Raw genomic sequence first — 15,370 nt, forward strand, 5'->3', positions numbered from 1 at the left:
GGCCCTGAGGAGCCCCGTACGGGCCGCCGTACCCTTGGCTGGTGCCACGCGTGCACACAGCAGGTTCAACGAGGAGGCGCTGCGGTGACTGAGCTTCGGTTTGTCCATCTGGGCTTCGGGCCGGAATCCGTCGAGTACACCGAGGCCTGGGAAGAGCAGCGCCGCGTGCACGCGGCCCGCTTCGCGGACGAGGTCGAGGACACCTGCCTGCTGCTGGAGCACCTGCCGGTCTACACCGCCGGCCGGCGCACCGACCCCAGCGAGCGCCCGCTGGACGGCACCCCCGTCGTGGACGTGGACCGCGGCGGCAAGATCACCTGGCACGGCCCGGGCCAGCTGGTCGGCTACCCGATCATGAAGCTGCCCCGTCCGGTGGACGTGGTCGCGCACGTCCGCCGCCTGGAGGACGCCCTGATCCGCACCGCCGCCGACTTCGGGCTGGAGACCACCCGCATCGAGGGCCGCTCCGGCGTGTGGGTGCTCGGCGACCCGGTGGAGGACCGCCCGCAGCTCGGCGGGCTCTCCCTCGACTTCGACCCCCGCCTGCACGACGACGAGTTCGACGCCCGGCTGAACGGCCCCGAGTACGCCCCGTCCAACGCCGGTCAGCGCCGGGAGGACCGCAAGCTCGCCGCCATCGGCATCCGCGTCGCCAAGGGCGTCACGATGCACGGCTTCGCGATCAACGTGAACCCCGACAACACCTGGTTCGACCGGATCGTGCCCTGCGGCATCCGGGACGCCGGTGTGACCTCGCTCTCGTACGAGCTGGGCCGTGAGATCACCATCGCCGAGGTGCTGCCGGTCGTGGAGCGGCACCTGAAGGAGGTCCTGGAGCAGGCGGAGCTGCGGCCGCGGGAGATCGAGCCCGCCGTCGGCTGACAGCGGGGGAATGCGTCCGGCGGCCCCCAGGTTGGCGGAGTGAAGAGCGTACGAAATTACGGGCGTACCCTGGTGGACGCCGAAGAATCGAAGTCACAGGGAGCCGGTCGTGTCCGCAGTCGCACCCGACGGACGCAAGATGCTGCGCCTGGAGGTCCGTAACGCCCAGACGCCCATCGAGCGCAAGCCCGAGTGGATCAAGACCCGGGCGAAGATGGGCCCCGAGTACACCAAGATGCAGGCCCTGGTGAAGGGCGAAGGACTGCACACGGTGTGCCAGGAAGCCGGCTGTCCGAACATCTACGAATGCTGGGAGGACCGCGAGGCCACCTTCCTCATCGGCGGCGACCAGTGCACCCGGCGCTGTGACTTCTGCCAGATCGACACGGGCAAGCCCGAGGCGCTGGACCGTGACGAGCCGCGCCGTGTCGGCGAGTCCGTGGTCACGATGGACCTGAACTACGCCACCATCACCGGCGTGGCGCGCGACGACCTGGCCGACGGCGGTGCCTGGCTGTACGCGGAGACCGTGCGCCAGATCCACGAGCAGACGGCCGGCCGCGAGAGCGGCCACACCAAGGTCGAGCTGCTGGCCCCGGACTTCAACGCCGTGCCGGAGCTGCTGGAGGAGGTCTTCGCCTCCCGCCCCGAGGTCTTCGCGCACAACGTCGAGACGGTCCCGCGGATCTTCAAGCGGATCCGCCCCGGCTTCCGGTACGAGCGCTCGCTCGACGTGATCACCCGGGCCCGCGCGTACGGCCTGGTGACCAAGTCGAACCTGATCCTCGGCATGGGCGAGGAGCGCGAAGAGGTCACGCAGGCCCTCAAGGACCTGCACGAGGCCGGCTGCGAGCTCATCACCATCACCCAGTACCTGCGGCCCTCGCCGCGCCACCACCCCGTCGAGCGCTGGGTGAAGCCGGCCGAGTTCGTGGAGCTGGCGAAGGAGGCCGAGGAGATCGGTTTCTCCGGCGTGATGTCGGGCCCGCTGGTCCGGTCCTCGTACCGGGCCGGGCGCCTCTACCAGCAGGCGATGGAGAAGCGCGCGAGCGTGTGACGCGCACCTCCGTACGGAGTGTGTGAATTCCCGCACAAAGTCTTACCAATGAGTAACGCCGCATGGACGCGGCCCCTAGGCTCCTCTCATGAGGAACCCGGCGGGCCGCGTCCGCGTTCTGCAACGGGTCCATCACATTTGACTGCACGGTCATGCCCTGGTAACACCGGTGAGTGACGCTGGGTCCACGCACCGCAACCGCTCTGCCGACGTGAGTTCCGTGAAAGGGATCGACATCATGCAGGCCGCGCCCGTACGCGCCATCGCCATTCCCTCCTTCACCGACGCCTTCCGGGGCTTCGAGTCGCTGCTCATGAGCGGTGCCCGCCGCAACGCCTGGACGGCCGTGCTGGAGGACCGCCGCCGGGCCAAGGACCGGGTCGAAACCGAACACGTACTTGAGGCCGCGGCTACCCGTACCCCGCAGGCCACGTAAACTCGCCTTATGGCGAGGAAGTCAAACGCAGAGACTGCTGCGAACCCCGGGCGACTGAAGCAGATCGCCCTGACGTACAAGATGACGCGCAAGGCCGACCCGAAGGTCGGTCTGATCGTCGCGGGCGTGGGAATCGTCACCTTCGGTGTCTTTCTTGCGATCGGCTTCCTGATCGGCCACCCGGTCTACCTGGGCATCCTGGGCTTCCTGGTGGCGTTCCTCGCAATGGCGATCGTCTTCGGACGACGGGCCGAGCGGGCTGCCTTCGGGCAGATGGAGGGACAGCCGGGTGCGGCCGCGGCCGTACTGGACAACGTGGGACGGGGCTGGACCACCACCCCGGCCGTCGCGATGACCCGGCAGCAGGACATCGTCCACCGCGCCGTGGGCAAGGCCGGCGTCGTGCTGATCGCCGAGGGCAACCCGAACCGGGTGAAGCCGCTCCTCGCGAACGAGAAGAAGAAGCTGGCCCGGATCATGCCGGACGTGCCGGTCCACGCCTTCATCGTCGGGACGGGCGAGGGCGAGGTGCCGCTCAAGAAGGTGCGCACCACCCTGCTCAAGCTCCCGCGCGTGCTGGCGGGCCCCCAGATCACCCAGGTCAACGACAAGCTGCGGGCCATGGGAGACCTCATGAGCAACATGCCGCTGCCGAAGGGCCCGATGCCCAAGGGCATGAAGATGCCGCGCGGCGGAAAGATGCGCTGACCCGCTCACCCGATTTTCGTATACGACATGCGGACGCCCCCGAACCGACCGGTCCGGGGGCGTCCGCATGTGCGGTGTGTGCGGGTGTGGTGCGGGGTGTCGGGGGGCACGGGTCCCGGGCGCGCCCTGCACCGGGCTTCCGGTCCGGGCCCGCCGGGCCCGCTAGATGCGGACCTGGACGGCGCGGGCCAGCCGGTCGTGCAGGCCGCGGCCGTCGCGGTCCCAGATGACCGCCGGGACGACCAGGGCGAGCAGCAGCGTGCGCAGGACGACCCGGCCGAAGCCGAGGCGGCCGCCGTCCTCCGCGACCACCCGCAGACCCAGAATCCGCTTGCCGGGGGTGAAGCCCACCGTGCCGACCGTCAGGACGGTCAGGGCCACGAAGAGCCCCAGGGTCCAGTTGCCCGCCGCGGCCAGGTCACCGCCGGTGATCAGCCCGTACGCGATGAGTTGGCAGCCGATCCAGTCCAGCGCCACGGCGGCCAGCCGGCGCCCGAAGCGGGCCACGGAGCCGGGTCCCTCCCGTGGGAGACCGAGCTGCTGCCCCGGGTAACCGAAGTCGACGCCCATGTCCTCGGCGGCGGCGCGGGGGCCGGAGAGCCACGATCCGAGTGCTTGCCTGTTGTCCACCCGAACACGGTACCCGTGCGGCTCCACGGCGCTTCCGCGGGACCCTGGTTAACTTGTGCGAAACAAATGGGTCATGCTTGAGAAATCCCGTCTGCTTATGGTCGGGTCAGCGTGCGACACCGCACTGGCGCACCACGAGCTATAAAACCCGTCCCTGCCCCGGGGCCGGGAGTAGGAGGAGTTGGATGTTCCAGAACGCCGACGAAGTGAAGCAGTACATCGAGGAGAACGACGTCAAGTTCGTCGACGTCCGCTTCTGTGACCTGCCTGGTGTGATGCAGCACTTCACCATTCCGGGGCGGGCGTTCGACCCGAACGAGGAGCTGGCCTTCGACGGCTCCTCGATCCGCGGCTTCCAGGCGATCCACGAGTCCGACATGGCGCTGCGTGCCGACATCAGCACCGCCCGTCTGGACCCGTTCCGCAAGGACAAGACGCTCAACATCAACTTCTTCATCCACGACCCGATCACGGGCGAGGCCTACAGCCGTGACCCGCGCAACGTCGCGAAGAAGGCCGAGGCGTACCTCGCCTCCACCGGCATCGCCGACACCGCGTACTTCGGCCCCGAGGCCGAGTTCTACGTGTTCGACAGCGTGCGCTTCGCGACCAGCGCGAACGAGAGCTTCTACCACATCGACTCCGAGGCCGGCGCCTGGAACACCGGTTCCGAGGAGAACAACCGCGGCTACAAGGTCCGCTACAAGGGCGGCTACTTCCCCGTCGCCCCGGTCGACCACTTCGCCGACCTGCGCGCCGAGATCTCCCTCGAGCTGGACGCCCAGGGCCTCCAGGTCGAGCGCCAGCACCACGAGGTCGGCACCGGCGGCCAGGCCGAGATCAACTACAAGTTCAACACGCTGCTCGCCGCGGCCGACGACCTGATGCTCTTCAAGTACATCGTGAAGAACGTCGCCTGGCGCAACGGCAAGACCGCGACCTTCATGCCGAAGCCGATCTTCGGTGACAACGGCTCGGGCATGCACGTGCACCAGTCGCTGTGGGCCAACGGCGACCCGCTGTTCTACGACGAGGCCGGCTACGCGGGCCTGTCGGACACCGCGCGCTACTACATCGGCGGCATCCTCAAGCATGCGCCGTCGCTGCTGGCGTTCACCAACCCGACGGTGAACTCCTACCACCGCCTGGTGCCGGGCTTCGAGGCGCCGGTCAACATGGTGTACTCGCAGCGCAACCGCTCCGCCGCGATGCGCATCCCGATCACGGGCTCGAACCCGAAGGCCAAGCGCGTCGAGTTCCGCGCCCCGGACCCGTCGTCCAACCCGTACCTCGCCTTCGCGGCGCTGCTGCTCGCGGGCCTCGACGGCGTCAAGAACAAGATTGAGCCGATGGAGCCGATCGACAAGGACCTCTACGAGCTCTCGCCCGACGAGCACGCGAGCGTCCCGCAGGTCCCGACGAGCCTCGAGGACGTCCTCAAGGCCCTGGAGGCGGACCACGAGTACCTCCTGGCCGGCGGCGTCTTCACCCCGGACCTGATCGAGACCTGGATCGACTACAAGCGCACGCACGAGATCGCCCCGATCGCCCTGCGTCCGCACCCGCACGAGTTCGAGATGTACTTCGACCTCTAAGCCGCGCGATTCCGCGTGAAGGCCGCCACCCCGCTCGGGGGTGGCGGCCTTCGCCGTTCCCGACATCGGTTCGCGAACGGATCGTGCCTGGTGGGAGCCCTTCCCGGAGGTCTCCGCGGGCAGCGCCGGGGGTCGTTCCCTTTGACAGGGCGGCGGGGCAGGGCGAGGGTTGAAATGACCTAAACGCCCCATAAGCGAGACATGTGCGGAGGTGCATGACAATGCGCCGTAGGATCGTTGCGGCAGCCATGGCAGGGGCCGCGGGAATCGCGATGGGTGTGCTGCCCGTCGCCAGCGCCTCGGCTTCGACCGTCACCGGTGGAGGCGGAGGTGGCAGCGGTGGGGACGGCGGCTACGACTGCTACCGGTACCCCTCGAACCGCTCGGACGCCCGGTGGGACGTCTGCTGCAACCACGACTGGCGCGACCGGCCCAGCTGGTGCTGGGACCAGGGCGGGGTCGGCGGGTACAACGACAACTGGCGCGACAGCAACTGGAACGACTCCAACTGGCGCGACGACGCGAACTGGAACTCCGGCCGGCACGACTCCGGCTGGCGCGACCACGGCAACTGGAACAACGACCGCGGCGACTGGAACAACGGCGGCGGCGACTGGAACGGTGGCGGCGGCGGCAACGGCGGCGGCGACTGGAACGGCGGCGGCGACTGGAACGGTGGCGGCGGCGGGGGCGACGGCGGCAACTGGAATGGCGGCGGCGGGGGCGACGGCGGCGGCGACTGGAACGGTGGCGGGGGCAACGGCGGCGGCGACTGGAACGGTGGCGGCGGCGGCAACGGAGGCGGCAACTGGAACGGCGGGAGCGGCGGTGACCGCTGACGCCCTCAGCGCAGCAGCGGCATCGCGCCCGTGAGGTCGCGCAGGCAGCGGACCGCGAGTTCGGCCGGGGATCCGGCGCCCGAGACCGGGGCGTCCGCGGCCGACCACACCTCCAGTGAGATGCGGATCGCGTCCGTTGCCGCCGCCGCGAGCAGGCGGACGGCCAGGGGGTCGGCCTCCGGCCCGGCCAGCCGGGAGAGCACGGGGACCAGCTGCTCCTCGGAGTCCTGGTTCACCCGGTACCACACGGCCCGCAGGGCCTGGTCGTCCGCCGCTGCCCGCAGCAGCCCGCGCGTGACCTCCAGGCCCTCCCCGACGGCCCGGGGGTCGCTCAGCGAGCGCGTCACGGCCCGCTCCAGGGCCTGCGCGAGCGGAGCGCCGGGCTCCTCCTCGGCGAGCAGCGCACGCCAGGCGTCGCCGCCGCCCGCGAGCAGCGGCGCCACGGCCTCCTGCTTGTTGCGGAAGTAGCGGTAGAACGTACGCAGTGCCACGCCCGCGCGGCGGGCGATGTCCTCGGCGGTGGTGCCGTCGGGTCCGTGTTCGGCGAAGAGTTCGCAGGCCGCGCGGGCGATGTCGAGCTGGGTCGCGGCCTTGCGGCGCTCGGTCAGCGACTGGCCTCCGGGGCCGGCCTGGGGGGCGTACGGACGGGGGGATCTCACGGGGGAAGCGTACCTCCCGGACGGCGCGACAGCTGCATTCCCTGACACTCTGGCAAAACGTGTCGCACCCTCGGTACGCTCGCCCCCATGAACCGTTACGAAGGACGTCGCGTCCTCATCACCGGCGGCGGCTCCGGCATCGGCCGCGCCACCGTCCACCGCATCCTCGCCGAGGGCGGCCGCGTCCACACGGTGGACGTCGTCGACGCCGGGCTCGCGGCCACCGCCGAGCAGGCCGCCGCCGACGGCCACCGGGACCGCCTCACCACCGCCGTCCTCGACATATCCGACGAGAACGCGGTCGAGGAGGGCGTCGCCGCCGCGGTGCGCGCCCTCGGCGGGATCGACGTACTCGTCAACGCCGCCGGCATCCTGCGCTCCGCGCACACCCACCTCACCACCCTCGACCTGTGGAACAAGGTCATCGGGGTCAACCTGACCGGCACCTTCCTGATGATCCGCGCATCGCTCCCGGCGCTGCTCGCGGGCGACCGGCCGGTCGTGGTGAACTTCAGCTCCACCTCGGCGTCCTTCGCGCACCCCTACATGTCCGCCTACGCCGCCAGCAAGGGCGGCATCCAGTCCATGACCCACGCCCTGGCCGCCGAGTACAGCAAGCAGGGCCTGCGCTTCGTCTCCGTCGCCCCCGGATCGATCGAGAGCGGCATGACCACCGGCGACGGCCCCGGCCTCCCCGAGGACACCGACTGGTCCCTCTTCACCAAGCTGGCCCCCGCCCTCGGCCAGGGCTTCGCCGGGCCGCAGACCGTGGCCGGCGTCGTCGCCATGCTGGGCTCCGACGACGGCGCCTTCATCACCGGTACGGAGATCCGCATCGACGGCGGCACGCACTGCTGACGCGGGCGCCCCTCAGGCCCTGAAGCGGTCCCAGAGCCGGGGGAACCGCTCCGCGAGCACGGCTTCGTCCTCGAAGTCCAGCGGAGCGCCCCCCGGCTCCGCCGGCTGCAGCGGGACGCCCAGCTCGGGCGCGACCGAGCCGGTCAGCTGCTCGTACGCCTCGTCGGCCGCGTACCCCAGCTCCTCGCCGTCCCCGTCGATCTCCTCGTCGAATTCACCCAGCAGCTCCGCCAGCTGGTCCGGGTCGTGGACCCCTCCCTCGAAGACCTCACGCCCCTGCCCGATGAGCCAGCAGCGGAAGTAGTCGAAGGCGTCGTCGCTCGCTCCGTCGAGCAGCACCCAGGCCGCGCCCCACAGGTCCCAGGTGTAGGCCCGGTTGTAACGCGACTCGAAGTGCCGGGCGAAGTCCAGGACGGAGTCCGGATCGAGCAGTGCCAGCCGCTCCACGAGCAGCTCGGCGTGCTCCTCGGGGTCGCCGTCGGCGGCCTCGCGGGTACGGTCGACGATCTCCCAGAACTCCGTCTCGTCCATCACCGCTCCAGCATCACGGCTCCACCCCCGCGCCGCCACCTCGCATGATGCGAAAGGCCGGTGTCCACCCCCCGGGAGGGCGTACACCGGCCTTTCGCATCACTGCGCGTCAGTCGCGCGCGGCCTCACAGGCCGTAGCGCTCCCGGGCCTCCTTGACGGCGGACGCCGGCACCTCGCCGCGGCGGGCGAGCTGGGCCAGCGCGGCCACCACGATCGACTGGGCGTCGACGCCGAAGTGGCGGCGGGCGCCCTCACGGGTGTCGGAGAGGCCGAAGCCGTCGGTGCCGAGCGAGGTCCAGTCCTGCTCCACCCACTGGCTGATCTGGTCCGGGACCTGGCGCATCCAGTCGGAGACGGCCAGCACCGGGCTGGTGACGCCCTCCAGCGCGCGGGTGACGTACGGGGTGCGCAGCTCGCCGCGCAGCAGCGCCTCGTCGCACTCCAGCGCGTCGCGCCGCAGCTCGCCCCACGAGGTGGCGGACCAGACGTCGGCCGCCACGTTCCAGTCGGCCGCGAGGAGCCGCTGCGCGTCCAGCACCCAGTGGATCGCCGTACCGGAGGCCATCAGCTGGACCTTCGGGGCGTCGGCGGCCGGGGCCGCCTCTGCCAGGTCGGCCGAGGTGTTGAAGCGGTACAGGCCCTTGAGGATGCCCTCCTCGACGCCCTCGGGCATCGCGGGCTGCACCTTCGGCTCGTTGTAGACCGTCAGGTAGTAGAAGACGGCTTCCGGCTTCTCGCCGTACATCCGGCGCAGACCGTCCTTGACGATCACCGCGATCTCGTACGCGAAGGCCGGGTCGTAGTTCAGCGACGCCGGGTTCGTGGACGCGATCAGGTGCGAGTGGCCGTCCGCGTGCTGGAGGCCCTCACCGGTCAGCGTGGTGCGGCCGGCGGTGGCGCCGACGATGAAGCCCTTGCCGAGCTGGTCGGCGAGCTGCCACATCTGGTCGGCGGTGCGCTGCCAGCCGAACATCGAGTAGAAGATGTAGAAGGGGATCATCGGCTCGCCGTGCGTGGCGTACGACGTGCAGGCGGCGATGAAGTCGGCCATCGCGCCGGCCTCGGTGATCCCCTCGTTGAGGATCTGGCCGTCCTTGGCTTCCTTGTAGTACATGAGCTGGTCGCGGTCGACCGGCTCGTACGTCTGCCCCAGCGGCGAGTAGATGCCGGCCGACGGGAAGAGCGACTCCATACCGAAGGTACGGGCCTCGTCGGGGACGATCGGCACCCAGCGCCTGCCGGTCTCCTTGTCCCGCATCAGGTCCTTCACGAGCCGGACGAAGGCCATGGTGGTGGCCATCTCCTGCTTGCCGGAGCCCTTGAGCAGCGGGGCGAAGGAGCGGTCCGCCGGAGCGGGCAGCGCCACGTGCCTGACCTTGCGGGCCGGGGCCGGGCCGCCGAGCGCCGCGCGGCGCTCGTTCAGGTACTGCACCTCGGGGCTGTCCGCGCCCGGGTGGCCGTACGGGACCTGGCCGTCGGCGAAGGCGCTGTCCGGGATCGGGAGGCCCAGGAGGTCGCGCATGTCCTTGAACTCGTCGACCGTCAGCTTCTTCATCTGGTGGTTCGCGTTCTTCGACTCGAACCCGGCGCCCAGCGTGTAGCCCTTGACGGTCTGCGCGAGGATGACCGTCGGCGCGCCCTTGTGCTCCAGCGCGGCCTTGTAGGCGGCGTAGACCTTGCGGGGCTCGTGGCCGCCGCGGGAGCTGTGGAAGCACTCGGCGATCTTCGCGTCGGACAGGACGCCCGCCAGCTGCACGAGCTCGGCGTTGGCACCGAAGAAGTGGTCACGGATGTACGCCACGTCGCGGGTCGCGTACGTCTGGAACTGCGCGTCCGGTACCTCGCGCAGGCGGCGTACCAGGGCGCCGGTGGTGTCGAGCTGGAAGAGCTCGTCCCAGGCGGAGCCCCACAGCGACTTGATGACGTTCCAGCCGGCGCCGCGGAACTGGGCCTCCAGCTCCTGGACCACGCGGAAGTTGGCGCGGACCGGGCCGTCGAGCCGCTGCAGGTTGCAGTTGATGACGAAGGTCAGGTTGTCGAGCTGCTCGCGGGAGGCGAGGGCCAGGGCGGCGGTCGACTCGGGCTCGTCCATCTCGCCGTCGCCCAGGAAGGCCCAGACGTGCGAGTTGGCGGTGTCCTTGATGCTCCGGTTCTGCAGGTAGCGGTTGAAGCGCGCCTGGTAGATCGCGGAGAGCGGGCCGAGGCCCATGGACACCGTCGGGAACTCCCACAGCCACGGCAGGCGCCGCGGGTGCGGGTAGGACGGCAGGCCGTTGCCGCCGGACTCCTGGCGGAAGTTGTCGAGCTGCTGCTCGGAGACGCGGCCGTCGAGGAAGGCGCGGGCGTAGATGCCGGGGGAGGCGTGGCCCTGGATGTAGAGCTGGTCGCCCGATCCGTCGGCCTCCTTCCCGCGGAAGAAGTGCTGGAAGCCGGTCTCGTACAGCCAGGCGGCGGAGGCGAAGGTGGCGATGTGGCCGCCGACGCCGTACTTGGAGCCGCGGGTCACCATGGCGGCCGCGTTCCAGCGGTTCCACGCGGTGATCCTGGCTTCCATCTCCTCGTCGCCGGGGAACTCGGGCTCCGCGGCGGTGGGGATGGTGTTGACGTAGTCCGTCTCCAGCAGCTTCGGCAGCGCGAGGCCGGCGGCCTCGGCGTGCTGGAGCGTGCGGCGGAGCAGGTATTCGGCGCGGCGCGTACCGGCGGCCTTGGCGACGGCGTCGAGCGAGGCCGCCCATTCGGCGGTCTCCTCGGTGTCGCGGTCCGGGAGCTGGTCGAGCTCGCTCGGAAGCTTTCCTACGGGGTCGGACATCGGTGTGCGCCGCCTTCCGGACAAAGGAGAGGTGGTGAAGAAATCCCTGACGGGCAGGACAGGGTCGATGAACCTGGTTGAGGTCCGCGATGACTGTAAATCGCTGATCGATGATCGATCAAATGAAAGTGACGAAGAAAAGTCCATCCGGCAAAAGTCGGCACCGCGTGCCAGGAAATCAGGCACGCAGTGCCGGTCAAATGGGGGCAATCCGGACCGCGATCGGCCGGGTCAAGCGCGCGGCGCGCACCCCAGCACATGCCGCTTCACGAGCAGGCCGATCTCCGGATCCTGGCTCCGGAACGCCTCGACGAGGGCCGCGTGCTCCTCGGCATAGGACTTCTGGACGGTTCCCAGCCAGCGGATGGACAGGGCCGTGAACACCTCGATGCCCAGGCTCTCCCAGGTGTGCAGCAGCACGCTGTTCCCGGCGGCCCGCACCAGCTCCCGGTGGAAGCCCACGGTGTGCCGCACCTGCGCCGTGCCGTCCTCGGTGCGGTCCGCCTCCCACAGGGCCGCCACGTGCGGCTCCAGGGCCGAGCAGTCGGCCGCCAGCCGGGGCGCGGCCAGCTCGGCCGCGATCTGCTCCAGACCGGCCCGGACGGGGTAGATCTCCTCCAGGTCGGCCGCGGAGAGGTTCCGTACGCGCACGCCCTTGTTGGGCGCCGACTCGATCAGCCGCAGCGTCTCCAGCTCGCGCAGCGCCTCGCGCACGGGCGTCTGGCTGACCTCCAGCTCCACCGCGATCCGCCGCTCGACGATCCGCTCGCCGGGCTTCCAGCGCCCGCTGACGATCCCCTCCACGATGTGCTCGCGGATCTGCTCGCGCAGCGAGTGCACGACGGGTGGGGTGATCATCGGGGCTTCATCTCCTGGTGGCTGGCAGGGTCGCGCAGGGCCTGATGCGTAGACAATACGGCGGCGCCCCCGTCCGGAAGCATTCCGGACGGGGGCGCCGACGTGAGGCTGGTTACAAGCCGACCGCCTACAGGCCGAGCTCGACCTCGAACTCGCCGGCCTCGAGGATCGCCTTCACGGCCGAGAGGTACCGGGCCGCGTCCGCGCCGTCCACCAGGCGGTGGTCGTAGGACAGGGTCAGGTACGTCATGTCGCGGATGCCGATGTTGGTGCCCTCGGCGGTCTCGATGACGACCGGGCGCTTCACCGTGGCACCGATGCCCAGGATGGCGACCTGGTTCGGCGGCACGATGACCGTGTCGAACAGCGCGCCCCGCGAGCCGGTGTTGCTGATGGTGAAGGTCGCGCCCGACAGCTCGTCCGGCGTGATCTTGTTGCCGCGGACCTTGGCGGCCAGGTCGGCGGTGGCCTTGGAGATGCCCGCCAGGTTGAGGTCGCCCGCACCCTTGATGACCGGGGTCATCAGGCCCTTCTCGGAGTCCACGGCGATGCCGATGTTCTCCGAGTCGAAGTAGGTGATGGTGCCCTCGTCCTCGTTGATCCGGGCGTTGACGACCGCGTGGGCCTTCAGCGCCTGGGCCGCGGCCTTGACGAAGAACGGCATCGGGGACAGCTTGACGCCCTCACGGGCGAGGAAGCCGGCCTTGGCCTTCTCGCGCAGCTTCATGATCTTGGTGATGTCCACCTCGACCACGGAGCTGAGCTGCGCCTGCGAGTGCAGGGCCTTCATCATGTTGTCGCCGATGACCTTGCGCATGCGGGTCATCTTGACGGTCTGACCGCGCAGCTCGGAGACCGCGGCGGCCGGGGCCTTCGCGGCCGGGGCGGCGGCGGCCGGAGCCGGAGCGGCGGCGGCCTTGGCGGCCTCGGCGGCCGCCAGGACGTCCTGCTTGCGGATACGGCCACCGACACCGGTGCCCGAGACCGCGGACAGGTCGACGCCGGACTCCGTGGCGAGCTTGCGCACCAGCGGGGTCACGTACGCGCCCTCGTCACCGGCGGAGGCCGGTGCGGCGGGGGCGGACGGGCCCGCGACCGGCGCGGGGGCGGCCGGAGCCGGAGCCGGAGCTGCGGCCGGAGCGGCAGCCTCGACCGGGGCCGGGGCGGCCGGAGCCGGGGCGGCCACGGGGGCCGGGGCCGGCGCGGGAGCCGGAGCCGCCGGAGCCGGAGCCGGGGCGGCAGCGGCCGGGGCCTCGGCCGGAGCCGGGGCGGCAGCGGCCGGGGCCTCGGCCGGAGCCGCGCCCGCGGCGCCGATGACGGCCAGACGGGCGCCGACCTCGGCGGTCTCGTCCTCGCCGACGACGATCTCCAGCAGCGTGCCGGAGACCGGCGCGGGGATCTCGGTGTCGACCTTGTCGGTCGACACCTCGAGCAGCGGCTCGTCGGCCTCGACCGACTCGCCGACCTGCTTCAGCCAGCGGGTGACGGTGCCCTCGGTGACGGACTCGCCCAGGGCGGGAAGCACCACGTCCGTGCCGGAGGCGCTCCCGGCGGAACCGCCGGCGGCCGCGTCGGCGGTCGGGGCCGGAGCCTCGGAACCGGCCGGGACCTCGGTGGACGGTGCGGCCTGGGGGGCCTCGGCGGCGGGCGCCTCGGCGGCAGGGGCCTCGGCAGGGGCCTCGGCGGCGGCCGGGGCGGCGGCCGGAGCCGCGTCGCCCGAGCCGTCGTCGATGACGGCGAGCTCGGCGCCGACCTCGACGGTCTCGTCCTCGGCGACCTTGATGGAGGCCAGGATGCCGGCGACGGGCGACGGGATCTCGGTGTCGACCTTGTCGGTCGAGACCTCGAGCAGCGGCTCGTCGGCCTCGACGCGCTCGCCCTCGGCCTTCAGCCAGCGGGTGACGGTGCCCTCGGTGACGCTCTCACCGAGCGCCGGAAGGGTTACGGAAACCGACATGGTTTCAGTTGCTCCTAACGAATGTGCGGAAGTGGTCGTCGCGCCCGTGACGAATTAGTCGTGGGAGTGAAGCGGCTTGCCGGCCAGGGCCAGGTGGGCCTCGCCCATCGCTTCGTTCTGGGTCGGGTGCGCGTGGATGAGCTGCGCGACCTCGGCCGGCAGGGCTTCCCAGTTGTAGATCAGCTGGGCCTCGCCGACCTGCTCGCCCATCCGGTCACCGACCATGTGGACGCCGACCACGGCACCGTCCTTGACCTGGACGAGCTTGATCTCGCCCGCGGTCTTGAGGATCTTGCTCTTGCCGTTGCCCGCGAGGTTGTACTTCAGGGCCACGACCTTGTCCGCGCCGTAGATCTCCTTGGCCTTGGCCTCGGTGATGCCGACGGAGGCGACCTCGGGGTGGCAGTACGTCACGCGGGGCACGCCGTCGTAGTCGATCGGGACGGTCTTGAGACCGGCCAGGCGCTCCGCCACCAGGATGCCCTCGGCGAAGCCGACGTGCGCGAGCTGGAGGGTCGGGACGAGGTCGCCGACCGCCGAGATCGTCGGCACGTTGGTCTGCATGTACTCGTCGACCAGGACGTAGCCGCGGTCCATCGCGACGCCCTGCTCCTCGTAGCCCAGGCCCTGGGAGACCGGGCCGCGGCCGATGGCGACCAGGAGGACCTCGGCCTCGAAGGTCTTGCCGTCGGCCAGCGTCACGCGGACGCCGTTCTCCGTGTACTCGGCCTTGTCGAAGAAGGTGCCGAGGTTGAACTTGATCCCGCGCTTGCGGAACGCGCGCTCCAGCAGCTTGGAGCTGTTCTCGTCCTCGACCGGCACGAGGTGCTTGAGGCCCTCGACGACGGTGACGTCGGTGCCGAAGGACTTCCACGCCGAGGCGAACTCGACGCCGATGACGCCGCCGCCCAGGACGATCGCGGACTCGGGGACGCGGTCGAGGACCAGCGCGTGGTCCGAGGAGATGATGCGGTTGCCGTCGATGTTCAGGCCCGGCAGCGACTTCGGCACGGAGCCGGTCGCCAGCAGGACGTGGCGGCCCTGGACACGCTGGCCGTTCACGTCGACGGAAGTCGGGGAGGAGAGGCGGCCCTCTCCCTCGATGTAGGTCACCTTGCGAGAGGCGACCAGGCCCTGCAGGCCCTTGTACAGGCCCGAGATGACCTCGTCCTTGTACTTGTGCACGCCCGCGATGTCGATGCCCTCGAAGGAGGCCTTGACACCGAACTGGGCGGCTTCGCGCGCCTGGTCCGCGATCTCACCGGCGTGCAGCAGAGCCTTCGTGGGGATACAGCCGTTGTGCAGGCAGGTGCCGCCGAGCTTGTTCTTCTCGATCAGCGCAACGTCGAGACCCAGCTGGGATGCGCGGAGTGCCGCGGCGTAACCGCCACTGCCACCGCCGAGGATCACTAGGTCGAAAACGGTGCTGGCGTCGTTCGCCACGTCACGTCCTCCATGCATGTGCGCCGGGCACCGGTCGTCTGCGACCGGGCGGCGGCTGGTAATCGGCCGCTGGTTTCTTCGGCCCTGTGGTGGGGGCCCTGTCCTGC

14 protein-coding genes are annotated in these 15,370 nt (G+C 70.5%); 7 read left to right on the top strand and 7 right to left on the bottom strand.

Translation table 11 applies throughout. From position 1 onward, the window contains the following. Positions 1–84 precede the first annotated feature (84 nt). The 4 genes from lipB to ACFWU6_RS21360 all read left to right on the top strand — a co-directional run bounded on the left by lipB (position 85) and on the right by ACFWU6_RS21360 (position 3,083). Positions 85–882, top strand: a complete 798-nt coding sequence (lipB, locus tag ACFWU6_RS21345; protein WP_383805682.1) for a lipoyl(octanoyl) transferase LipB — start codon at positions 85–87, stop codon at positions 880–882. A gap of 109 nt (positions 883–991) precedes the next feature. Further along, a complete protein-coding gene (gene lipA, locus ACFWU6_RS21350) occupies positions 992–1,939 on the top strand; it encodes a lipoyl synthase (protein ID WP_383805680.1) in 948 nt (315 codons plus the stop codon). Positions 1,940–2,177: 238 nt separating this feature from the next. Then, entirely contained in the window at positions 2,178–2,375 is a 198-nt protein-coding gene (locus ACFWU6_RS21355) for a hypothetical protein (RefSeq protein ID WP_054225563.1), read from the top strand. A gap of 9 nt (positions 2,376–2,384) precedes the next feature. Further along, complete coding sequence (locus ACFWU6_RS21360) at positions 2,385–3,083, top strand: DUF4191 domain-containing protein (protein ID WP_383805678.1); 699 nt, start codon at positions 2,385–2,387, stop codon at positions 3,081–3,083. A gap of 162 nt (positions 3,084–3,245) precedes the next feature. Here ACFWU6_RS21360 and ACFWU6_RS21365 read toward each other — a convergent pair whose 3' ends face one another. Then, positions 3,246–3,713: an RDD family protein gene (locus ACFWU6_RS21365; protein ID WP_383982464.1), complete on the bottom strand. Its 468-nt coding sequence runs from the start codon at positions 3,711–3,713 to the stop codon at positions 3,246–3,248. Positions 3,714–3,898: 185 nt separating this feature from the next. Here ACFWU6_RS21365 and glnA point away from each other — a divergent pair, with 185 nt between their 5' ends. Then, positions 3,899–5,308, top strand: a complete 1,410-nt coding sequence (gene glnA, locus ACFWU6_RS21370; RefSeq protein ID WP_383805675.1) for a type I glutamate--ammonia ligase — start codon at positions 3,899–3,901, stop codon at positions 5,306–5,308. Between the two features lie 248 nt (positions 5,309–5,556). After that, positions 5,557–6,147: a hypothetical protein gene (locus ACFWU6_RS21375; protein ID WP_383982467.1), complete on the top strand. Its 591-nt coding sequence runs from the start codon at positions 5,557–5,559 to the stop codon at positions 6,145–6,147. A gap of 5 nt (positions 6,148–6,152) precedes the next feature. Here ACFWU6_RS21375 and ACFWU6_RS21380 read toward each other — a convergent pair whose 3' ends face one another. Beyond that, positions 6,153–6,806, bottom strand: coding sequence for a TetR/AcrR family transcriptional regulator (locus tag ACFWU6_RS21380; protein WP_383813106.1), 654 nt, complete (start codon positions 6,804–6,806; stop codon positions 6,153–6,155). Positions 6,807–6,893: 87 nt separating this feature from the next. On the opposite strand from ACFWU6_RS21380, the gene ACFWU6_RS21385 reads away from it, so the two are divergent. Then, on the top strand, positions 6,894–7,664 hold the full coding sequence (locus ACFWU6_RS21385) for an SDR family NAD(P)-dependent oxidoreductase (protein ID WP_383813105.1): 771 nt from the start codon (positions 6,894–6,896) through the stop codon (positions 7,662–7,664). Between the two features lie 12 nt (positions 7,665–7,676). On the opposite strand, the gene ACFWU6_RS21390 is transcribed toward ACFWU6_RS21385, so the two are convergent. From ACFWU6_RS21390 to lpdA, 5 genes are all read right to left on the bottom strand, one after another. Beyond that, complete coding sequence (locus tag ACFWU6_RS21390) at positions 7,677–8,195, bottom strand: DUF4240 domain-containing protein (protein ID WP_383813103.1); 519 nt, start codon at positions 8,193–8,195, stop codon at positions 7,677–7,679. Positions 8,196–8,320: 125 nt separating this feature from the next. Continuing rightward, positions 8,321–11,005 carry a pyruvate dehydrogenase (acetyl-transferring), homodimeric type gene (gene aceE, locus ACFWU6_RS21395; protein WP_383982470.1) on the bottom strand — a complete coding sequence of 895 codons (2,685 nt, stop codon included), beginning with the start codon at positions 11,003–11,005 and terminating at the stop codon, positions 8,321–8,323. A gap of 231 nt (positions 11,006–11,236) precedes the next feature. Continuing rightward, positions 11,237–11,860 carry a GntR family transcriptional regulator gene (locus ACFWU6_RS21400; protein WP_266792139.1) on the bottom strand — a complete coding sequence of 208 codons (624 nt, stop codon included), beginning with the start codon at positions 11,858–11,860 and terminating at the stop codon, positions 11,237–11,239. A gap of 130 nt (positions 11,861–11,990) precedes the next feature. Then, positions 11,991–13,820, bottom strand: coding sequence for a 2-oxoglutarate dehydrogenase, E2 component, dihydrolipoamide succinyltransferase (sucB, locus tag ACFWU6_RS21405; RefSeq protein ID WP_383982473.1), 1,830 nt, complete (start codon positions 13,818–13,820; stop codon positions 11,991–11,993). A 54-nt stretch (positions 13,821–13,874) separates the two neighbouring features. Further along, positions 13,875–15,263, bottom strand: coding sequence for a dihydrolipoyl dehydrogenase (gene lpdA / locus ACFWU6_RS21410; RefSeq protein WP_069920005.1), 1,389 nt, complete (start codon positions 15,261–15,263; stop codon positions 13,875–13,877). Positions 15,264–15,370: the final 107 nt, after the last annotated feature.

The organism is Streptomyces sp. NPDC058674 (assembly GCF_042716505.1).
GTDB lineage: Bacteria > Actinomycetota > Actinomycetes > Streptomycetales > Streptomycetaceae > Streptomyces.